General features: G+C 63.4%; 20 protein-coding genes. 12 read left to right on the top strand and 8 right to left on the bottom strand.

Going from position 1 to position 20610, the window contains the following annotated elements; all coding sequences use genetic code 11:
* Nucleotides 1–21: 21 nt before the first annotated feature.
* The 8 genes from gltA to ispF all read left to right on the top strand — a co-directional run bounded on the left by gltA (nucleotide 22) and on the right by ispF (nucleotide 7250).
* The gene (gltA, locus tag B2828_RS06505; protein ID WP_479632891.1) at nucleotides 22–1428 is read left to right on the top strand and encodes an NADPH-dependent glutamate synthase; all 1407 of its coding nucleotides are present in this window, start codon (nucleotides 22–24) and stop codon (nucleotides 1426–1428) included.
* 54 nt (nucleotides 1429–1482) lie between these two features.
* Entirely contained in the window at nucleotides 1483–2616 is a 1134-nt protein-coding gene (locus B2828_RS06500) for an alkaline phosphatase family protein (protein WP_479632890.1), read from the top strand.
* A gap of 174 nt (nucleotides 2617–2790) precedes the next feature.
* Nucleotides 2791–3990, top strand: a complete 1200-nt coding sequence (locus B2828_RS06495; protein WP_479632889.1) for a bifunctional 3,4-dihydroxy-2-butanone-4-phosphate synthase/GTP cyclohydrolase II — start codon at nucleotides 2791–2793, stop codon at nucleotides 3988–3990.
* Between the two features lie 56 nt (nucleotides 3991–4046).
* Nucleotides 4047–4526 (top strand): 6,7-dimethyl-8-ribityllumazine synthase, encoded by a 480-nt coding sequence (gene ribH / locus B2828_RS06490; protein WP_479632888.1) that lies wholly within the window; start codon nucleotides 4047–4049, stop codon nucleotides 4524–4526.
* A 1-nt stretch (nucleotide 4527) separates the two neighbouring features.
* Nucleotides 4528–4959 carry a transcription antitermination factor NusB gene (nusB, locus tag B2828_RS06485; protein ID WP_479632887.1) on the top strand — a complete coding sequence of 144 codons (432 nt, stop codon included), beginning with the start codon at nucleotides 4528–4530 and terminating at the stop codon, nucleotides 4957–4959.
* Between the two features lie 19 nt (nucleotides 4960–4978).
* Nucleotides 4979–5824: a signal recognition particle-docking protein FtsY gene (ftsY, locus tag B2828_RS06480; protein ID WP_479632886.1), complete on the top strand. Its 846-nt coding sequence runs from the start codon at nucleotides 4979–4981 to the stop codon at nucleotides 5822–5824.
* Nucleotides 5825–5951: 127 nt separating this feature from the next.
* Complete coding sequence (locus tag B2828_RS06475) at nucleotides 5952–6701, top strand: inositol monophosphatase family protein (protein ID WP_479632885.1); 750 nt, start codon at nucleotides 5952–5954, stop codon at nucleotides 6699–6701.
* A gap of 60 nt (nucleotides 6702–6761) precedes the next feature.
* Nucleotides 6762–7250: a 2-C-methyl-D-erythritol 2,4-cyclodiphosphate synthase gene (ispF, locus tag B2828_RS06470; RefSeq protein WP_479632884.1), complete on the top strand. Its 489-nt coding sequence runs from the start codon at nucleotides 6762–6764 to the stop codon at nucleotides 7248–7250.
* 434 nt (nucleotides 7251–7684) lie between these two features.
* On the opposite strand, the gene larC is transcribed toward ispF, so the two are convergent.
* The 5 genes from larC to B2828_RS06445 all read right to left on the bottom strand — a co-directional run bounded on the left by larC (nucleotide 7685) and on the right by B2828_RS06445 (nucleotide 15378).
* Nucleotides 7685–9097, bottom strand: a complete 1413-nt coding sequence (larC, locus tag B2828_RS06465; RefSeq protein WP_479632883.1) for a nickel pincer cofactor biosynthesis protein LarC — start codon at nucleotides 9095–9097, stop codon at nucleotides 7685–7687.
* Between the two features lie 17 nt (nucleotides 9098–9114).
* Nucleotides 9115–9843 carry a 1-(5-phosphoribosyl)-5-[(5-phosphoribosylamino)methylideneamino]imidazole-4-carboxamide isomerase gene (gene hisA / locus B2828_RS06460; protein ID WP_479632882.1) on the bottom strand — a complete coding sequence of 243 codons (729 nt, stop codon included), beginning with the start codon at nucleotides 9841–9843 and terminating at the stop codon, nucleotides 9115–9117.
* A gap of 75 nt (nucleotides 9844–9918) precedes the next feature.
* Nucleotides 9919–11202 carry a DUF3352 domain-containing protein gene (locus B2828_RS06455; protein ID WP_479632881.1) on the bottom strand — a complete coding sequence of 428 codons (1284 nt, stop codon included), beginning with the start codon at nucleotides 11200–11202 and terminating at the stop codon, nucleotides 9919–9921.
* Nucleotides 11203–11498: 296 nt separating this feature from the next.
* Nucleotides 11499–12512 carry a dihydrolipoyllysine-residue succinyltransferase gene (gene sucB, locus B2828_RS06450; protein ID WP_479632880.1) on the bottom strand — a complete coding sequence of 338 codons (1014 nt, stop codon included), beginning with the start codon at nucleotides 12510–12512 and terminating at the stop codon, nucleotides 11499–11501.
* A 52-nt stretch (nucleotides 12513–12564) separates the two neighbouring features.
* Nucleotides 12565–15378 (bottom strand): 2-oxoglutarate dehydrogenase E1 component, encoded by a 2814-nt coding sequence (locus B2828_RS06445; protein ID WP_479632879.1) that lies wholly within the window; start codon nucleotides 15376–15378, stop codon nucleotides 12565–12567.
* 121 nt (nucleotides 15379–15499) lie between these two features.
* Between B2828_RS06445 and B2828_RS06440 the strand changes: the two genes are divergently transcribed.
* Both B2828_RS06440 and B2828_RS06435 read left to right on the top strand, forming a co-directional pair.
* Nucleotides 15500–16528, top strand: a complete 1029-nt coding sequence (locus tag B2828_RS06440) for a S1 family peptidase (RefSeq protein WP_479632878.1) — start codon at nucleotides 15500–15502, stop codon at nucleotides 16526–16528.
* A gap of 78 nt (nucleotides 16529–16606) precedes the next feature.
* Nucleotides 16607–17755 (top strand): trypsin-like peptidase domain-containing protein, encoded by a 1149-nt coding sequence (locus B2828_RS06435; RefSeq protein ID WP_479632877.1) that lies wholly within the window; start codon nucleotides 16607–16609, stop codon nucleotides 17753–17755.
* 11 nt (nucleotides 17756–17766) lie between these two features.
* On the opposite strand, the gene B2828_RS06430 is transcribed toward B2828_RS06435, so the two are convergent.
* From B2828_RS06430 to B2828_RS06420, 3 genes are all read right to left on the bottom strand, one after another.
* The gene (locus tag B2828_RS06430; RefSeq protein ID WP_479632876.1) at nucleotides 17767–18135 is read right to left on the bottom strand and encodes a hypothetical protein; all 369 of its coding nucleotides are present in this window, start codon (nucleotides 18133–18135) and stop codon (nucleotides 17767–17769) included.
* 245 nt (nucleotides 18136–18380) lie between these two features.
* Entirely contained in the window at nucleotides 18381–19274 is an 894-nt protein-coding gene (locus tag B2828_RS06425) for a uracil-DNA glycosylase (RefSeq protein WP_479632875.1), read from the bottom strand.
* Nucleotides 19275–19411: 137 nt separating this feature from the next.
* Complete coding sequence (locus B2828_RS06420) at nucleotides 19412–19798, bottom strand: BON domain-containing protein (RefSeq protein WP_479632874.1); 387 nt, start codon at nucleotides 19796–19798, stop codon at nucleotides 19412–19414.
* Between the two features lie 142 nt (nucleotides 19799–19940).
* Between B2828_RS06420 and B2828_RS06415 the strand changes: the two genes are divergently transcribed.
* Both B2828_RS06415 and B2828_RS06410 read left to right on the top strand, forming a co-directional pair.
* Entirely contained in the window at nucleotides 19941–20105 is a 165-nt protein-coding gene (locus B2828_RS06415; RefSeq protein ID WP_479632873.1) for a DUF1328 domain-containing protein, read from the top strand.
* A 36-nt stretch (nucleotides 20106–20141) separates the two neighbouring features.
* Entirely contained in the window at nucleotides 20142–20570 is a 429-nt protein-coding gene (locus tag B2828_RS06410) for an OsmC family protein (RefSeq protein ID WP_479633366.1), read from the top strand.
* Nucleotides 20571–20610 lie beyond the last annotated feature (40 nt).

Genomic DNA, 20610 nt, shown 5'->3' with positions numbered 1-20610 from the left:
ACCCCCAAATTTTCTCCCTCTATGGCCACCCAACTTTCTCCCAAAGAACGGATGCAAATTTCCCGGCAAACCATGCCGGAACAGGACGCCACCGTTCGCAGCGGCAACTTTAAAGAGGTCAACCTCGGCTTCAGCGAACAGCTCGCGCTGCTCGAAGCCCAGCGCTGTCTCCAGTGTAAACAGGCCAAGTGCATCCAGGGCTGCCCGGTCATGACCGATATTCCGAAATTCGTGGGCCTCGTGGCTCAAGGGGATTTCGCGGGCGCGGCCAAGAGCCTCCTGGGCGACAACGCGCTCCCCTGCATCTCGGGCCGTGTCTGCCCGCAGGAGGAACAGTGCGAAGGCTCGTGCATCCGGGGGCTTAAAGGCCAGCCGGTGGCCATCGGCTACCTGGAACGCTTCGTCGCCGACTGGGCCCGCAACTGCGGAGCCGTCGCCGCCGATGAAGCCCCTGCTCCAACCGGCAAGAAAGTCGCCATCGTGGGCGCGGGTCCCGCAGGCCTGACCGCCGCCGGAGAGCTGGCCAAGAAAGGCCACGACGTCACCCTTTACGAAGCCCTCCACAAACCGGGCGGCGTGCTCGTTTACGGCATCCCGGAATTCCGCCTGCCGAAAGCCATCGTCGCGGCAGAAGTCGAGCGCCTCACCCAGGCGGGCGTCAAAATCGAGTGCAACGTCGTCATCGGGCGCACCTACACCATCCCCGAGCTTCAAGAGCAGTTCGACGCCATCTTCATCGCCAACGGCGCGGGCCTTCCGCAGTTCATGAACGTCCCCGGCGAGAACTTCAAAGGCGTCTACGCGGCCAACGAGTACCTTACCCGCGTGAACCTCATGGAAGCCTACCGCAAAGAAGAGGGCTCCACGCCCGTCTTGATCGGCAAGAAAGTGGCCGTCGTCGGTGGCGGCAATGTCGCCATGGACGCCGTGCGCACCGCCAAGCGCCTCGGTGCCGAGCAAGCCATGATCGTCTACCGCCGCACGAAGGAAGAAATGCCCGCGCGCGTCGAGGAAGTCCACCACGCCGCCGCCGAAGGGGTTGATTTTCAGCTCCTCGTGGCCCCGCTGGAGGTCATCGGCGACGAAAAACGCTGGGTCACCGGCCTCAAGTGCAACCGGATGGAGCTCGGCGAGCCCGACGCCTCCGGCCGCCGCCGTCCGCAGGTCGTCCCCGGCTCGGAATTCGTACTCGAATGCGACACCGTAGTCGTGGCCATCGGCACCAAGGCCAACCCGCTGCTCACCGCGACCTGCCCCGAGCTGAAGCTCAACAAATGGGGCAACATCGAGATCGACGAGAACGGCATGACGAGCCTACCGGGCGTCTTCGCAGGCGGCGACATCGTGCGCGGCGCGGCCACCGTCATCCTCGCCATGGGCGACGGCAAGCGGGCCGCGGCAGCCATCAACGGGTATTTGAATCAGTAGAGCAGGGGGCAATCCCTTGCTCTTTCCAGCCCCCCGCATTACGGTGGGGCTCAAATGCGCGCGCTTCTTATAGCCGTCGAATCCCTCGGTGTCGGGCGTCTTCTAGACCACCCCTGCCCGAACACCCTCGCGCAGCTGCTCCACGACGTCCCCGAACTGGAGCTGCCCAACCTTTACGCCCTCGGCCTGGGCGAAATCTTGAAAGGCCGCGTCTTCGACCCGCCCGCGCGCAAGTGCATCGCCAGCTACGGCCGCATGATCCAGCGTTCCGCCGGAGCCGATGCCCTGAGCGGCCTTTGGGAACTGGCTGGCGTGACCCTCCCCGTCCCCTTCGGCGATCCCCGCGCGCTGCCGCCCGACGCCGTGGCCGTGCTCTCCCGCGAATGCCGCGCGGAATTCCTCTACTCCCCGGACGAAACCGTGCCCGAGGCGCTTTTCGCACAGCAGCGCGAAACCGGCCACCCCATTCTGAGCCCCGGCCCGGCCTCCACCCTGCGCGTCTGGGCCGATCCGGCCGCCTTTTCCGCCACCCAGCTCTCCTACCTTTGCCGCGCCGTGCGCCGCGTGGCCAACTGGTGGCACATCGCCCGGGTCGAAGGCCGCTACCCGTCCGAACCCCCAGAGAGCCCCACCCTCGTCCTGCCCTCCGTACCGCCGCAAACCCTGCTCAACGCCGTCGCCGACCGGGGCCTGGCCGTCGAAGCCGTCGGCCCGATCAACGACGCCTTTGCCCGCAGCGGCATCACCCGCGCCTTCCCGGCGGCCACCACCGCCGAGTGCCTCAAAACCGTTGAACGCCTCTGGCGCATCCCGCAAAACGGCCTCCTTTTTGCCCAGCTCACCCCCTTCGCCGCGCCGACCCCGCCCGAGCGCGCGGCAGAGCTGGAGGAGATCGACGGCTGGGTCCAGGGCTTCCTGGAGGAAGTCGACACCGACAGCCTCCTCATCCTCGTGGGCACCAACCGCGCCGACGCCCTCGCCCCCACCGCCCCGCGCGAAGAAGTCCCCGTGCTCCTGCGCTACGGCGGCCGCACCCTCCCGCTCGGCGTGCGCGAGACCTTCCGCGACGTCGCCGCCACCCTTGCCGCCTTTTTTGGCATCCCGGACCCCTCCTCCAAAGGCACCAGCGGCTCACCGCTCATCACCTTTCAGCGCCCCAAAGGTTTTGGCGGCCCCTGGGGCAGCTAACCCCCTCGTAACGGGCCCCAAGAGCAGGCGCGCGCCCAAAAAAAGCCCCAAAAAAACCGCCCGCCTTTCCCTCCGTACTCTCTGTGCGCCCCGCCGCCTCTGGGGCATTCCCCAGGTAATCCTCTGGTCTTTTCTCGCATTTTCCCCCAGGCCGGGGTATGAATGAGGGTTCCGATGAAGACGCAGTTCAACACCATTGAAGAAGTGCTGGCCGATGTACGCGCTGGCAAAATGGTCATCATCACCGATGACCCGGGGCGTGAAAACGAGGGAGACCTCATCATGGCCGCCGAAAAGGTGACCGCCCCCGACATCAACTTCATGATCACCCACGCCCGTGGGCTCGTCTGCGCCCCCATCACCCACGAACGCGCCCAGCAGCTCGGCCTCCAGCGCATGGTGTTGGAAAACCGCGAAAGCCAGAAAACCGCCTTCACCGTCTCCGTCGACGCCGCCCACGGCGTCACCACCGGCATCAGCGCCGCCGACCGCGCCGCCACCGTCCACGTCCTGGTCGATCCCAACGCCACACCGGACGACCTCGTCCAGCCCGGCCACATCTTCCCCCTCCAGGCCAAGCCCGGCGGCGTTCTCCAGCGCTCAGGCCACACCGAGGCCACCGTCGACCTCGCCCGCCTCGCCGGGCTCCAGCCCGCCGGAGTCTGCTGCGAAATCATCAACGACGACGGCACCATGGCCCGCCAGGACGACCTCCAGAAATTCGCCCAAAAGCACGGCCTCAAAATCGCCACCGTCGAGGACCTCATCTCCTACCGCCGCCGCAACGAGCGCCTCATCGAAAAAGAGCAAGTCATCAACCTCCCCACCGAGTACGGCGACTTTCAGCTCCACATGTACCGCTCCCTCGTCGACAACGCCCACCACCTCGCACTCGTCAAAGGCGACATCGACCCAACCGCCGACACCCTCGTGCGCATCCACAGCGAATGCCTCACCGGCGATGTCTTTGGCTCCAAGCGGTGCGACTGCGGCCCACAGCTCCAGACCGCCATGAAGCAGATCGAGGCCGAAGGCGCAGGCGTCGTCATCTACATGCGCCAGGAAGGCCGGGGCATCGGCTTGCCCGCCAAAATCCACGCCTACAAACTCCAGGAACAGGGCTTCGACACCGTCGAGGCCAACGAAAAACTCGGCTTCCCGGGCGAACTTCGCGAATACGGCATCGGCGCGCAAATCCTCGCCGACCTGGGCGTACACAAGATGCGCCTCCTGACCAACAACCCGAAAAAAGTCATCGGCCTGGAAGCCTACGGCCTGAAAATCGTGAAAATCGTGCCGATCCGCATCCCGGCCAACCCGCACAACGCCCGCTACCTGGAAACCAAGCGCCTCCGCATGGGGCACCTGCTCTAATTCCAGCCCTCCTTGCTATTTAGCGGGCGATTGCCTACAGTCGCCCCTACCTTTCTATGTCCAACCTCGCTCCACAACGCCCTCGCCACACCTTTGCCGCCCGGCGCGCTTTTGCCATCGTCGCCAGCCAATACAACCCGGATTACGTGCGGGGCCTCGTCGATTCCACCCGCAAAGAGCTCGAGGCACTCGCGCCGAAATGCACCATCACCCAGTACGAAGTCCCCGGAGCGTTTGAAATCCCCGTCGTCGTCCAGGAAGTCGCCGCCAAGGGAGACCTCGACGGCATCATCGCCCTCGGCGTCATCATTCGCGGCCAGACAGCCCACGCCGACCTCATCGGCAACGCCATCACCCAGTCCCTACAAACCATCGCCCTGCGCTTCCGCGTGCCGGTAATCCACGAAGTCCTCTTAGTCGACAACGAGGCCCAAGCCCGCTCCCGCACCCTGGGCGAATCCCACAACCGCGGCGTCGAAGCCGCCCGCGCCGCCCTCCAGGTGGCCACCGTCATGGACGAAATCAAGATCAAGTAGTATGGGAGCGCGTCGAGAAGGCCGGGAAACCGCCGTCCAATTTTTGTATCAACGCGACCTCAACGCCGGAGTCAGCGCCGAAACGCTCCAGGAATTCTGGGACCTGCGCCCCGCCGTCAAAAAAGTGCGCGACTTCGGCCTGGCCATCGCCCAGGGCGTCATGGAGCACCAGGAGGAAATCGACGAGCGCATCCGCGCCGCCGCCGCCAACTACGACCTCCACCGCATCGCCGCCGTGGACCGGAACATCCTGCGCATCGCCGTCTACGAGATGCTCTACTGTCCAGACGTCCCGCCGGTGGTTTCCATCAACGAAGCCATCGAAATCGCCAAACGCTTCGGCTCCGACGAATCAGGCCGCTTCGTCAACGGCGTGCTGGACCGCATCCGGGGCGAACTCCCCCGCCCGGCCCGCGCGGCCAAGCCGGAATAGGAAAAAAACTCCTTCCACCATGGCCATCGGATTTTTTAAGACCCTCGTCCAGAAGTTCACCGGCAAACCCGTCGATTGGGACGAGCTGGAGGAGACCCTCATCCGGGCCGACCTGGGCGTGCCGATGTCCATGAAAATCCTCGCCGCCCTCCAGCTGCGGGAAAACGTCACAACCAACGACATCGTCGAAGTCACCCGGGCAGAGATCGCCAAAGTCCTTCCCTTCGATAACCCGCCGCTGCGCCCCCTCCCCTCCAAGCCGAAGGTCATCCTCATGGTCGGCGTCAACGGCACCGGCAAGACCACCACCACGGCCAAGCTCGCCTACTTCCTCAAGAGCCGCCGCCACAGCGTGCTCCTGGCCGCCGCCGACACCTTCCGCGCCGCCGCCATCGAGCAGCTCGGCGTCTGGTCCGAGCGCATCGGCGTCGGGATGATCAAAGGCCAGTACAACGCCGACCCGGCCGCCCTCTGTTACGACGCCTACAGCGCCGCCGACCGCCAGCAGATCGAGTTCCTCATCTGCGACACCGCGGGCCGCCTCCACACCAAGTCCAACCTCATGGCCGAGCTGACCAAGATCAAGACGACCCTCGCCAAGCACGACCCCGAGGCCCCGCACGAAGTCTGGATCGTCGTCGACGCCACCACCGGCAGCAACGCCCTCCAGCAGGCACGGGAATTCCATCAATCCATCGGCCTCACCGGCGTCATCGTCACCAAACTCGACGGCAGCGGCAAAGGCGGCGCCGTCATCGCCATCCAGAACGAACTAGGCCTCCCCACCCGCTTCATCGGCTCCGGCGAGAAGCTCGAAGCCCTGGAACCCTTTAACGGCCGGGAGTTCCTGGAACAGATGGTTTAGCGGATGGTATAAGACATGCTTACAAGCAGAGCCATTTATCTGATTGTAAAAAATGTCATTCTCTTCCACCCTTCATCAACGCAAACGACCCTTTTTTGCCGCGTTCAGACATCAACCCGCTAGTCCCATGGTTTCTTTCCTCAAAATCGCCATCGAAGCAGCCCGGGCCGCCGGCGTTCTCCTTAGAGACAACTTCGGCAAGGCCAAGGACGTCAACGAGTTTCACGCGCACGACATCAAGCTCGACCTCGACGTGCGCTCCCAGCAGCTCATCACCGGCATCCTTCTCGAAGCCTTTCCGGACCACGCCATCTACGGCGAAGAGGGCATCGCGGGCAACCAGGAGAGCCCCTACCAGTGGATCGTCGATCCCATCGACGGAACGGTGAACTATTTTTACGGAATTCCTCATTTTTGCATCTCCATCGCCCTGCGCCACGAGGGGAAAATGATCCTCGGCGTTATTCTGGACCCGATGCGCAACGAGCTTTGGCAGGTCTCCGAAGGCGGCCCCGCCCTCCTCAACGGCCAGCCCATCGAAGTCAGCAAGCGCGCCCAGCTCTCGGACGCCGTCCTCTCCGTCGGATTCGCCAAGAGCAAGGCCTCCATCAACACCGGCCTTCCGGTTTTCGAAAAAATGGTCGTTCGGGCCCGCAAATGCCGCCTCATGGGCAGCGCCGCGCTCGATCTGGCCTACGTCGCCTCGGGCCGCCTCGACGCCTACATCGAATCGAGCGTCAACCTCTGGGACATCGCCGCGGGCCAAATGCTCGTCGAAGCCGCGGGCGGCATCTGCACCACCGCCCCGCATGCCGACCATCCCGACAAACTTTCCATCAACGCCAACAACGGCGTGATCAACCTGGAAATCGACTAACCGTAAACTTGCGCGCAAATACGCAATAGCGCGCCACAACCACCACTCACTCAGCACGCCATGAACCTTGTCGGCATCGGATATGATATTCACGCGTTCGCCTCGCCCGAGGCGGGCCGCAAGCTGGTTTTGGGCGGTGTGGAAATGGACTATCCGGTAGGGCTCGATGGGCATTCAGACGCCGACGTGCTCTGCCACGCCATCGCCGACGCCGTGCTGGGCTCGATCGGAGAATCCGATATCGGCCATCATTTCCCGAACACCGACGAATCGATCCGGGGCATTTCGAGCCTGGAGATCGTCCGGCGCAGCGCAGAGCTGGTGAAGGCGCAGGGCGGGCGCATCGTCAATATCGACAGCTCTTTAATTTCCGAAGCGCCCAAGATCAGCCCCCACCTGGAGGCCATGCGCGCCAACGTCGCCGCCGCCCTGGGCATCCCGCCCCGCCGCGTCGGCATCAAAGCGACCACCAACGAGCGCCTCGGCTCGCTGGGCCGCAAGGAAGGCATCGCCGCCTTCGCCGTGGCCAGCGTGGATATGCCGGAGTAGGCTAGTAAGGGAAGGGAAACGAAGTTTCCCCGGGGTGCAGGGGGCGAAGCCTCCTGCCGGAGGGTTTGGGAGGCAGCGCCTCCCATCTCCCCCTTCTCAAGCAAGGCGGGCCTCAACCCACCTTCCCAAAGCGGCGCGCTCTGATTAACCCCGCGTTATCTTTGTCCCAGTGCCCGCCTTGCCTCCCCGAAAAGAGCGCAGCGATTTTTCGGGGACGGGACGCCCAAAGATAAGCGCCCAAGGCGCTTTGGCGGAGTCGCTCGCGCTCTCCATCGAGAGCAAGGCGGGGCGATGGAGACCGCTACACAAAAGTACGGTTTTTTTCCCCCGCCTTGCCGATAGTTTTGGCTTCCGGGGCTCTGCCCCGGCCCCCGTCAAGGGACATTGTCCCTTGCATCCCGTTTGGAAACTTCGTTTCCTTTTTTAATTCTAGCCTACTTCAGCCCTTCCGCCGCTTTGATCGCCGCTTCATAGACGACCCGCAGCGGCTGGCCCGCGCGTTCGCTTGCCTCGCGGCAGGACTCGTATTCCGGCGCGCGCTGGATGACTTCCCCGCCCCGCAGGCCCAGCTTCACGGTAATCTCACCAAAGGGCGTTTGCACTTTTTCGAAACGGCGGTCGAGCTTCCATCGATCCACGCGGTCCATGCGGAGGCCGAAGGCGGTGGTTTCCGAAAAAATCACGTCGGCCAGCTTCGGCAGCGTCTCCTCGGCGCAGAGCACGTTGAGTTGCAGACCGGGGCGGCCCTTTTTCATCTGGAGCGGCAGCAACGAGGCGTCGAGCGCTCCGGCGGCCAGGAGGCGATTGACAACGTTGCCCGCGATTTCCGGCGAAAGGTCGTCGAGATCGGTCTGAACGCGCAGGACGGTGTCCGTGAGGTAGGGGGCGCGGCCCGGTTCGTCCGTCTCGCCCAGGATGGCCCGCAGGACGTTGGGGCGGCTCTCCAGCTTGCGGGAACCGACGCCATATCCAATCTTACTCAAGCGCATCGAAGGCATGACACCAAAAGACGCACCGAACTCCGCTGCGATCGCCGCGCCGGTGGGGGTGATGAATTCGTAAGGTTCGTCCACCTGGCCCAGCGGGATGCCGGTTAGGATCTCCAGCGTAGCCGGGGCGGGCACGGGAAAACGCCCGTGGGCGCAATCGACCCAGCCATGCCCCTCGGTGAGCGGCGAGAAGCGGACTTGGTCCACGCCAAGCAGTTCGATGCCGACGCAGGCGCAGATGATATCGGCGATGGAATCGAGCGCGCCGACTTCGTGGAAAGCGACTTCCTCCGGGGTCTTGCCGTGGATTTTCCCCTCGGCCACGGCGATGCGGTGGAAGATCGAAAGCGCATGGACTTTGACAAAGGCGCTCAGGTCCGACGCCTCGATGAGCGCACGAATTTCCGCATGCGTGCGGCCATGAGCATGTTCGTGTTCCCCATGCTCGTGGGTGTGTTCATGACCGTGTTCATGCGAGTGGCCGTGCTCCTCATGAGCGTGCTCATGCTCGTGCTCATGATGGGCATGGCCGCAGGTGCAGCCCTCGTGCCCGTGTTCGTGGACATGCTCATGGGCTTTGTTGTGATCGTGGTCATGGCCATGCTCGTGCTCGTGATGATGATGATGGCCGTGGTCCTCGTCCTGGTCGGGCGTATGCGTCGCGCCTTCGTGAATGCCGAACTTGACGCCTTCAATCGCGTGGCGGGCCTGGCGCTCGAAGTGCATGTGGTAGTCGCCCAATTCGATCTTGGACAATTCCCACTCCAGCGCGGAAGGCTTCACCCCGAGGTCGCAGAGGGCCCCGACGGTCATGTCGCCGCTGATTCCCGAAAGGCAGTCGAAGTATAGGATACGCATACGTTTTAAAAAAAAGCTTACGCCGCCGCTTGCAGCTCTTTCACCAAAGCGGGCAGATCGATTTTCTCGTCGTAGAGCGCCTTGCCCATGATGACGCCATAGAGGCCCGTCATGCGGGAAAAGCGCAGGACATCTTCGGCGCACGAAACGCCGCCGCTCGCAATGAGCTGGCATTTCAGGCGGGAAAGGAGGTTCTCCATTTCGGCGAAATTCGGGCCGGTCAACATGCCGTCGGTGGCGATGTCGGTGTAGATGATCGTTCCGGCTCCGGCGGCCTCGACTTTGAGGGCGAGATCCACGGCGCGCACGCCCGAGCCTTCCGTCCAGCCCTTTACGGAGACTTCGCCGTTGCGGGCATCGATGCCGACGGCGATCCGCTCGCCGCCGAACTTGGCTGCCATGGCGGCGACGAAATCAACCGACTCCGCCGCGCGGGTGCCGATGACAACGCGGGAAACCCCGGCCTCGAAAGCGCGGGCGATGGCTTCCTCGCTGCGCATTCCGCCGCCCAGTTCGCAGGGAATCCCGGCATTGGCGGCGATGGCGCGGACGGATTCGAGGTTCTGCGAAACGCCGGAGAAGGCGGCATCGAGATCGACGATGTGCAGGTAGTCGCCCCCTTCCTGGGCCCATTTCCGCGCGAACGCGGCGGGATCGTTGGAGTAGACCGTCTTGTCAGACGCTTTTCCTTGGCGGAGGCGAACCACTTGGCCGCCCATCAGGTCAATGGCAGGGAGCAAAATCATAAAGGGCGGCCATCATAGCAGAGGCCGCCCCCGGGGAGAACTTCTCTTTTTCAAGAAGCCCCGCGCCTGCTGAACCTATTTCGTCTCGTCCTTCTCGTGAATGATGCTCACGGAACCGGCCTCGGTGAGGGTCTGGACGGAAAAGGCCGTGGAGGGGCGGTTCATGCCGGAGATTCGGTCCATGAGCTGCTTGGAGACCGGGTCCTGGCCTCCGGCGGTGGCCACTTGGATCGCCTGGACGGTTTTCTGGAAAACGGGGGCCAGGTAGCCAAAGCCCTCCCCGCTCTCGGGCATGCCCTTGCGCAGTTTGATGAACTCGGGGCTGGCGGCCAGGCCCGGCTTTTTCCCGGCTTTGACCTCCAGCATTTCGCTCAGCAATGCGGCGTTGCTGAAAAGGGCCACGGTCCCCGGCTTCCACGCGACAGCCGGGCGCAGCCAGGGGAAGGGCAGCGGGAGCTTGATGGTGTAGAGGGTCCAGCCCTCCACGTCGGATTTGGTCGCCATCGGGTTTTTGGAAAGCGTTTCCTCCAGCTTTTTGATGAGCAGGTCGTCCTGCACCTGGGCCCAGAAGGTCAGCGCCGGTTCAGGAATGATAATGGGCGTCTGGCCCGCCGGGATCATCGCCAGGTGCGCTTCGTCCAGGGTGAGGAGGGTGGAATAGTTCGGCCCGAGCGAGCCGAAGAGCGCGGCGAGGTCCAGCCCCGTGGCTTTCAGGAAGCCGCTGGCCGCGTCGTTGACGATCTCTTTGATCTCCGGGGTGTTGGCGGCTTGGCGGTTGATCTCCTCCCAGATAGGGAGCAGTTTTGTGTTGCCGCTGGTGGCAAGGGCGGAATTGGCCGGAAGGTAGGCGAGGAAGGGCAGGGCGTTGGGCTCGGCGCTACGGGTTCTCCAGATGAGGCCGTCTTTTTTGGCCGGGTCGTGGTAGAAAACCGCTTTTTCCTGGGAATAGCCCGGCTCCAGCGCAATGCAGCTGTAGCCAAACCCGGAGAGGTCTTTGATGCCGCACTGGCTGACGAACTGGGTGGCAAAGCGCCAGGCGGTCTCCGTGCGAGCTTTCCCCTCGGGTTCCATTTTGCTCGTGGCGGCTTGCATGACCACGGGCTCCATGGCTGTGAAGTACCCGCCGAGCCACTCGATCACCTGATCGGTGTTGAAATAACAATAGGCCGAGCCGCCGGGGTCGAGGTGCTTGGTGACGGCTTCGAAGGCGGTCGGGACCGCCGAGGTGACCCGGGACGCGGGAGCCAGAGTAGGCGGAGGCGGTGCGACGGGGGCGGGAGCAGGCTTTTTCTCGCATCCAGTAAGCGAGGCGGCAAGGCAGGCGGCGGCGAGGAGACGGAGTGGGGGGAAGGGCTTCATCCTGCGCCGGAGTATTGCGCTCCGCGCTCTGAATTCCAAGAGCAATCGAGGCGTATCTTGCAATACGACTTTCATAGTCAAACGCCACTAAACGGCCTCTCTATAAAAAATATCTCACGCAAAGGCGCAAAGGCGCAAAGAAGGCAGGTGCGTTTCTTCTTTGCGCCTTTGCGTGAGACTTAATGCCTTTTATCCGTGTAAATCGTATCATAACAAATAGGGACGGCGAATGAACGCCGCCCCTATTTGTGTCCTGGGATCACACGAGCCCTGGGTCCGTGAAATTTTGCCTCTTTTTACATACCCAATAGCAGCCGAGCCGGGTCCTCGATGGCCTCCTTGACTTTGATGAGGAAGGTGACGGCTTCTTTGCCGTCGACGACGCGGTGGTCGTAGCTCAGGGCCAGGTACATCATCGGGCGGATGGCGACCTGTCCATTGACGCCCACCGGGCGCTCCATCACTTTGTGGAGGCCGAGGATGCCGCTCTGGGGCGGGTTCAGGATCGGCGTGCTCATCATCGAGCCGTAGACGCCGCCGTTGGAAATGGTGAAGACGCCGCCTTGCAGGTCCTCGACGCGCAGTTTGCCCTCGCGGGCGCTCTGGGCATAGGCGATGATGTCGCGCTCCAGCTGCGCGAAGCTCTTTTTATCGGCGTCGCGGATGACCGGGACGACCAGGCCGCGCTCGGTGCCGACGGCGACGCCGATGTCGTAGTAGTGGTTGAGAATCTGGTCCTCGCCGTCGATGCGGCTGTTGATGGCGGGCACGGATTGCAGCGCGACGACGGCCGCTTTCAAGAAGAAGGACATGAAGCCGAGCTTGACGCCGTGTTCTTTGACGAACGCCTCCTGGTGCTTCTTGCGCAGCTCCATGACGGCGCTCATGTCGCACTCATTGAAGGTGGTCAGGATGGCGGCGGTCTGCTGCGCCATGACGAGCTGGGCGGCGATTTTGCGCCGCAGCGGGGACATTTTCTTGCGGGTGAAGCGCTCTTCTTTGGGCGCGACGACGACCGGGGCGGGCGCGGGGGCCGGGGCCTCGGCTTTCGGCTCGGGAGCGGGCGCGCCGGTGCCGGGTTCTTCGAGGGTGGCGACGACTTGGCCGATTTTCACTTCCTCGCCCTGGGGCACAAGTTGATGGAGCACGCCCGACTTCTCGGCGGTGATTTCGGTGGAGACTTTATCGGTCTCTAGCGTGAAAAGGATGTCGCCCGCCGCGACGGTCTCGCCTTCGTTTTTGTGCCAAACAGAGAGCACGCCGCTGACGATGGATTCGCCGACCGAGGGGATCTTGATTTCGAGACTCATATGGGGAATGAATTTTTAACCGCAAAAAGGCGCAAAAAACGCAAAAGGGATTTCATTTTCCTTTAAACGCCTCCTCGACGAGTTGCCGTTGTTCCATCCGGTGGAGGGCCAGTGCGCCGACTGCGGGGCTGGCGGCCTCGGCCCGGCCCGCGTAGCGCAGGTGGGCGTGGAGCACGGTGCCAAGACGCGGGTAGATGAAGCGCCAGGCGCCCATGTTCTGCGGCTCTTCCTGGCACCAGACGAGGTCGTCCACGTTGGCGAAGGGGGCGATGGCCTCTTTCACGGCGGCTTCGTTGAACGGGTAGAGCTGCTCAATGCGGATGATGGCGGTATCGGTATGCCCGGCTTTTTGGCGCTCGGCAATGAGGTCGTAGTAGACTTTGCCGGTGCAGAAAACGAGGCGGCGTACTTCCTCGGGGCTGCCCAGGAGGGGGCCGGGGAGGACTTCGTGGAAGCGGTCTTTGGTGAAGTCGCCAATGGCCGAGACACACGCTTCGGCACGCAGCAGGCTCTTGGGCGTAAAGACGATGAGCGGCTTGCGGAAGGGGCGCTTCATCTGGCGGCGCAGGAGGTGGAAGTACTGCGCGGGGGTGGTCGGGTCGACGACTTGCAGGTTATCCTCGGCGCAGAGCTGGAGGAAGCGCTCCATGCGGGCGCTGGAGTGCTCCGGGCCCTGGCCTTCGTAGCCGTGCGGGAGCAAGAGCGTGATGCCACTGGGCCGCTGCCACTTGGATTCCGCCGGGGCGATGAACTGGTCGATGATGACCTGCGCACCGTTGGCGAAGTCGCCGAATTGCGCCTCCCAGATGCAGAGCATGGTGGGGTAGTTGAGCGAGTAGCCGTAGTCGAAGCCGAGCACGGCGGCCTCGGACAGCAGCGAGTTATAGATGCAGAGCCGCGCCTGGCCTTCGCCGATGTGCTGGAGCGGGATGTAGGGCTCGTTGGTCTCGGCGTCAAAGAGGACGGCGTGGCGCTGGCTGAAAGTGCCGCGCTGGCTGTCCTGGCCGGAGAGACGCACGGGGACGCCCTCCAGAAGCAGGGACCCAAAGGCGAGCTGCTCGGCGAAGGCCCAGTCGTAGGGGCCACCCGCGGCGTGGGCTTTGGCACGGCGGTCGAGGACGAGGCGCTGGAGCTTCGGGATGACGTGGAAGGTGTCGGGAATGCGCGTGAGGGCCCCGACGATCTGGTCGAGCTGGCGCTTGGGGACGGCGGTATCGACCCGGTCGTGCGAGTAGGGCGGCTGGAAGACGGCGGTCGATTCGGCAAGGGGGTTGACGGGCTCGGCAGCGGCTTTGCGAACTTCCTCCAGGGTGGTTTCGAGCTTCTTCTTGTACTCGTCGTCGAGGGCCTCGGATTCCTCGGCGGTCAGGATGCCGTTCTCGATGAGGCGCTGGGAAAAAAGTTTGGTAACCGGGGGGTGTTTCTCAATGAGCGCGTAGAGATCGGGCTGGGTAAAGGTGGGCTCGTCGCCTTCGTTGTGGCCATAACGGCGATAGCAAAGCATGTCGATAACGACATCGCGGTGGAACTGCTGTCGGAAGGCAAAGGCCAGCTCGGTGACGTAGAGCACGGCCAGGGGATCGTCACCGTTGACGTGGAAGACGGGCGCTTCGATCATCTTCGCCACGTCGGAGGCGTAGACGGAGGAACGGGCGTCGGCGGGCAGCGTGGTGAAGCCGATCTGGTTATTAACGATGACGTGCACGGTGCCGCCGACTTTGTAGCCGGGCAGCTGCGAGAAGTTAAAGACCTCGGCCACGATCCCCTGCCCCGCGAAGGCGGCGTCGCCGTGGACAAGGACGGGGAGGACTTTGGTGCGGTGCTCGGTATCGCCCCGGACGCGCTGGCGGGCGCGGGTCATGCCGATGACGACGGGGTCGCCCGCTTCAAGGTGGCTCGGGTTGGAGGCGAGGCGGATCTCCACTTCGTGGCCGTCGCGCGTGGTGCGCACGGACTGGTAGCCGAGGTGGTACTTGACGTCGCCATCGCCCGCGACGGTGTCGGGTACGTAGTTTTCGCTGAATTCGCTGAAGATGACGCGGAGGGACTTCCGCACGAAGTTGGCCAACACGGTCAGGCGGCCCCGGTGGGCCATGCCCATGACGATCTCCTCGACGCCGTTGGCGGGGGAGGTCTCAAAGAGGGTCTGCAAAATGACCATGAGGGACTCCCCGCCCTGGAGCGAGAAGCGTTTCTGGCCCACGTAGCGGGTGTGCAGGAAGTGCTCGAAGCTCTCGGCCTCGCAAAGTTCGCGCAGGACGGCCTTCTGGATCTCGGCGGGGTAGGCCGTCTCCGGCTGGCGGCTCTCCAGGCGGTCGCGGATCCAGTTGCGCACGCGCGGGTTCTGGATGTGCATGAACTCCGCCCCCAGAGTGCTACAATAGATCGCCTCCAGGGTGCCGATCAAATCGCGCAAGCGCATCTGCTCGCCACCCCGGAAAAACTTGGAGGCCACGGTTAGATCGAGGTCCTTTTCGCTAAACCCAAGCTCCCGCAGCTTCAAGAGCGGCTGTTCGGGCCGGGAGCCGTGGATGGGGTCGAGATGTGCGATGGAGTGGCCCAGGGTCCGGTAGGCGTAAACGAGGCCGTCCACGCGGGTCTGGAGCGGCAACTCGGGCCGCATTCCGGCGGGAATGGCGGGGATATGCCCTCCCTCGGCGACCTCGGACGGCGCGGCTTGCAAATCTTCAGAGGGAGCGGCGGTTGGTGCAGCCTGTGCGCCCTGGAATTGAGGCGAGGCCCCGAGTTCGAAGCCCTCGAAGAAGGCTGACCAACTGGGATCGACGGAAGCTGGATCGTGCTTCCAGCGTTCATACGTTCCATCCAAAAGTGCTGCGTTAAAGGCGTTTACGAGCGAGGTCCTCATGGTGGCTTGGGCGACTCCGGGCTGAATATAAGCGCACCTACGCATGGATGCGAAGCGAAATATCACCTAATGGGCGTAAATCTTGACCCTGTCTCCTCTCCCCGCGCATAATCCGGAGGTCATGGCAAAGACATTGGCCCTTTGCGCCGCAGCGCTGATCCTGCTGATCTGGTTTGTTCCCGTTGGGAAATACCTCCCCGTGATCAACCGTTTTTCCACGGCAAGCTACCTGGCGGCGCACAGCCGGGCGCTCCTCATTGTCGATGGCAGCAAGGGGCGCGGAAGCTGCTTCCTCTGTGAGATGCATGGCACCACCGTGGCCATAACCAATGCTCATGTAGCCGCCGCCAACGATTCCTTTCAACTGCTCACCCTGGGCGGAGAAACGTTCCCGGTGAGATCCAGCGCCGTGGCCGTGGGACACGATATCGTTAAATTTGAAACCACGGACCTTAAATTCGCCGGACAGGGGTTTCGCTTGATGGAAAACGTGGAACAAAATGCCCACATCGGCGATTCCGTCGTCGTGTTCGGGAATGCCGAGGGTGCCCGGGTCGTCACCTCCATCAAGGGAAAAGTCGTGGGGATCGGCCCCAACCTGGTCGAAGTGGATGCTCCGTTTGTCCCGGGCAACAGCGGCAGCCCCATTGTGCATGAGAAAACGGGCCAGGTCATTGGCGTTGCCACGTATCTCCTCGTTCACGATGTCGATCGCAACGCCAAGGAGGGCATATCGGAGAAAGCCCGGCGGTTCGGCTACCGGCTCGATTCTGTGAGGGCTTGGGAACCGCTGAATTGGCCACGTTTCCACGCCCAGGCGGTGGCGCTGGAGCAAATCGAAAAGCTCAGCGAGGACTTCGTTACCCTCTTTAGATACAGCCACGGTAACCGCATTTACCAAGGCTATTTCCAAACCGCCGCCATGCGGCACGCGGTCCAGACCTCGCCCCGCGGCCCCGCCTTCGGCACCACCCTCGATGGGCAAAGCCGCAAGGCCGCGGCAAACCGTATTCTGGGGGAGCTTACCTACTTGAGCCGTTCGGACATCAACGCGTATAACTTTCCCGACACCTACGACTATTTCCGGCGCAAGCTCGACGAGCAGATTCGCCTGCGCCAGGCCATCTACACGGCATTGAGCGGGCAGTAACCGCCGTCCTGAATTTCGCTGCTTCCCGCGATTTTTGAGCAAACCGCCCGGTTTGGTGTCATAAATCCCGTAACAACCATGAACCGAAAGCACTTTCTGACGGTCCTCGCCTTGCTGGGCGCTTCCCTGGTCCCGGGGCAGGCCGAACCCGAACCCAACGCCGCCAATCCGGCTGCCGAACCGGCCGTCGCGGCGGTCGCCAAATCGCTTCCCGCCGTGGTCAATATCAACACGGAGCGGATCATCCGGCGCGCCGTGCGCGATCCGTACGAGGATTTCTTTAACCAGTACTTCGGCGGCCAGGCGGCCCCCCGGCGCGAAATCCAGCAAAAGGTCAAGAGCCTCGGCTCGGGGTTCATCGTGGACCCCTCGGGCTACATTATTACCAATGAGCACGTGGTGGAGCGGGCCGAGGATCTGAAGATCCAGGTCACGACGCCCGACGGCAAGACGTACAGTGCCCGTTATGTGACGGGCGACCCTTCGGTGGACTTGGCGCTCCTCAAGATCGAGAGCCAGACGCCCCTGCCCTACATCTCGCTCGGGGATGTCTCGCCGAATCTGCTGGGCGAAACGGTGCTCGTTGTCGGCAACCCGCTCGGCTACGGGCATTCGGTGGCCCGGGGCATCCTGAGCGCCACGAACCGCAATCTGAGCGTGGATCAGGTCCAGTATGAGGGGCTGCTCCAGACGGACGCGGCGATTAACCCCGGCAACAGCGGCGGCCCGCTGGTGGATCTTTCTGGCAAGCTCGTCGGCGTGGCCTCGGCCAAGCTGGCTTACACGCCTCAGGGCGTCCCGGCCCAAGGGATCGGCTTTGCCATTCCGGCCAAGAAGGTGGCGGAAAAGGTGGAGGAGTTTAAACGCGATGCGCAGAACCCGGCCCAGGCGAAAAAGAATCAGCTCGCCGATGTTTCCCGGCGCAGGCTCGGCATCTCGGTCCAGGCCATGACGGCTGATTTGAGCGATGCCCTCGGACTGCCCGACCAAGCCGGGGTGCTGATTTCCGACGTGGAGGCCCAGAGCCCGGCGGCCCGCGTAGGGCTGCGCCGGGGGTTGGTGCTTTACAAGGTGGGGCGCTTCCAGGTCAACAGCCCGGATGAGGTGCAGAACCTCCTATCCCGGGCGGGTAAAGGCGCGCCCGTGGACCTTTCGGTGGGCGTGCTGCAACAGATCGGCGGCGAAACGGTCCGGGAGATTCAGACCGTCAGCGTGACGGCCCGGTAGGAAACCGCCGGTTATTTCTTGGGAGTCGCCTTCGGGGCAGCCGCTGAGGGCGCGGCGGCTGGCGCGGGAGTCGCCTTGGGGGCTTCGGTGGCGGTGACCATCGTGGCGTTCTTGCCGTCAAAGGAAGGGGTCACGTTAACGCGCATCCCCGCCTTGACGTCGCTCTGGGGCACCCGCTGCCCTTGGAATACGTAGACCGTGTGGTCGTCGAGCTTGTACGTCTTGGCCACGACGCCGGTGTCGATAGTGATCTCGGAGCTCGAAATCGCCTTAATGGTGACGTGTTTGGGCGTCGGTTTAGGAGTCGCTTTGGAATCAGCCGCTTGCGCCATCGGCAGGCAAAGACACAGCGCCGCTAGGGTGTAGAGAGCAAATTTCATCGCGGCGCAACCTAGCAGGCAAGAGGGGAAAGTCAACGCGCCAGCCCGGCGCAATCATTGATACAGAAATTACACACCAACAAATTCCTTCGGACGCATGGCCAAGGTTTTATCCCCTCCCCTGCACAAGCAGGCCTCCACAAGTCCCTACGGGGGCAACAGGTTACAAGGCAGTATTATGCCTGCACTCGGGGTTACCTGGTAATCTGCGGCCTGCCGATGAAAACAAGGGAGCGTTTTTGGGATTACTGGCTTTTCGGCAGAAAGTAACCGCGCTGTTTGGCGGAGATCGGATCGCCGAGCTTCTCCAGGACGAGCAGCATATCCTCCCAGACTTTCCGCTTTTCGGCCATCGACTGGTTGCGCAGGAGGTAGGCGGGGTGGTAGGTGGCCATGAGCGGGATGTCGCGGAACTTGTGCCAGCGGCCCCGGACCTGCCGCATGACCGCCGGTTCGCCCAAGAGCCCCTCCATGGCCGTCGCGCCCAGGGCCACGAGGCACCGGGGGCGGATGATCTCGATCTGCTCAATCAAATACGGCAAACAGGTGGCCATTTCATCCGGACGCGGCTTGCGGTTGCCGGTTTCGCCCGGAGGCATGTCGGGGCGGCATTTGAGGACGTTGGCGATGTAAACGTCGCTGCGTTCGTAGCCCATGGCCTGGATGATCTTCGTCAGCAGCTGGCCCGCGCGCCCCACAAACGGTTCCCCTTCCCGGTCTTCGTCAGCCCCGGGAGCTTCGCCGACAAACATCAGCCGGGCCTCGGGGTTGCCGACGCCGAAAACGACGTGGGTACGGGTGCCCGCCAAATTGGGGCACTTGCCACACTCGGCAAACCGCTGGCGCAATGCCTCCAGCCGCTCGGCCTGGCTCTGGGAAGGCTCGGCCGCGGGCTCGGGCGCGGCCGGTTTCGCCGAAGCGTCGGCGCGGACCGGGATGGGCGCGGGCTGGGGTTCGGGCTGCGATCTGGAGGGGAGTTTGGCCTCAGGCGCGGGCGCGGGCGCTCCGGCGGCCTCGGGAGCCGACGCCAGCCGTTCCAGCGCGGCGCGATCGGCCCTCGGCAGCGGGCCGGAGGCGTTCGTGCGAATCGCGCTCAGGGCGTCGTATACCACGGAAACAGCTTGGTCAAACGAGTTCATCGGTCCTGCGAGCATAGGGCAAAAACAGCCCGGGACGCCATGGCAATTCTCGGAAAAAAAGCCCGTGCCAGTCATGCTTTGGCACGGGCTTTCCCCCAACCACTTTGGCCGCTAACGATTTGCCAAATAAAAAAAGGCTACTTTCTGATTTCCAGCTGGTTGGTGACTTTGCCTCGTCCGGCGGCCTTCTCCGCGATGGCGCCCACCATGGCTTTCTCCTGCTCGGAGTGGACCGGCCCGCGCAGCGTCACCTTGCCTTCAACGGAGATGATTTTGACGTTCTTCGCCGGGCCCGAGAGGGCGGCCTCTTTAAGCACCGCGCGGCGAATGATCCGGGTCAGCTCAAGGTCAACGGGGGAGTTGCCCTGCTGCTCAATGGTGAGCTCTTCCGGCGGGCGCATGGCGGAATCATCGGGCTTCGGAGCGGGGCTCCCCGTGGCCGACGCCGAGGGGGCCGGGGTCTGGGCAAAAACGCCGCCCGCGGCCATAAGCGCCAGGAGCAGCGTGCAAAAGGTGGATTTCATACGACGTGAAAAAAAACGCATGGCGCGCGGAGGCCGGACGCCGGACCCCGGCCGTTCATGGAATCCATCATGCCGCGCACCAGCGTCCACGGACCGCAGGAAGCGCGAAGTTCAGGGGTACACCAAACCGGGAGTCAGCTCTATGTTACGCTATTCCATTGTTTTCCTCGTTATCGCCATTGTCGCCGCGGTCCTCGGGTTCGGAGCGGTCGCGGGAACGGCGGCTTGGGCGGCCAAGGTCCTGTTCATCATTTTCCTGATCCTCTTCATCGTCTCCCTGATCACGGGGCGCACCCCCAGGGCGTAGCCGCAAACCAGGTATTATTTTACATTATTAAATATGATTTACCGCAAAGCCTCCGCCGTCTGGAACGGTGGTCTCCGCGACGGCTCCGGAACGATTTCCACGGAAAGCGGAGCCCTGCCCGGCGCGGCCTATTCCTTCGGCAAGCGCTTCGAAAACGACGCGGGGACCAACCCGGAGGAGTTGATCGCGGCGGCCCACGCAGCCTGCTTTTCCATGGCGCTTGCGGCGCAGTTGGAGAAGGCTGGCATGAAGCCGGAACGCATCCAAACCACGGCGGCCGTTGCGCTTGAAAAGGGCCCGGAGGGGTTTGTCATTCCGGCCGTCCACCTGGACGCTGCGGTGACGATCGCCGAACCGGACGAAGCGGCCTTCGAGCTGGCGGCAGAGCGAGCCAAGGCGACCTGCCCGGTCTCCCGGCTGCTCAACGCGGAGATCACGCTCAACGCCCGGCTGAACCCGGCGTAAGCCCGCGCACGCGCCCCCGCCGCCGCCCGCGAATCCCAAA

The organism is Spartobacteria bacterium UBA695 (genome assembly GCA_002298145.1).
Lineage (GTDB): Bacteria > Verrucomicrobiota > Verrucomicrobiia > Chthoniobacterales > Chthoniobacteraceae > UBA695.
Note: the sequence above shows the minus strand (reverse complement) of the source record. Positions and strands in the feature narration are given on the sequence as shown.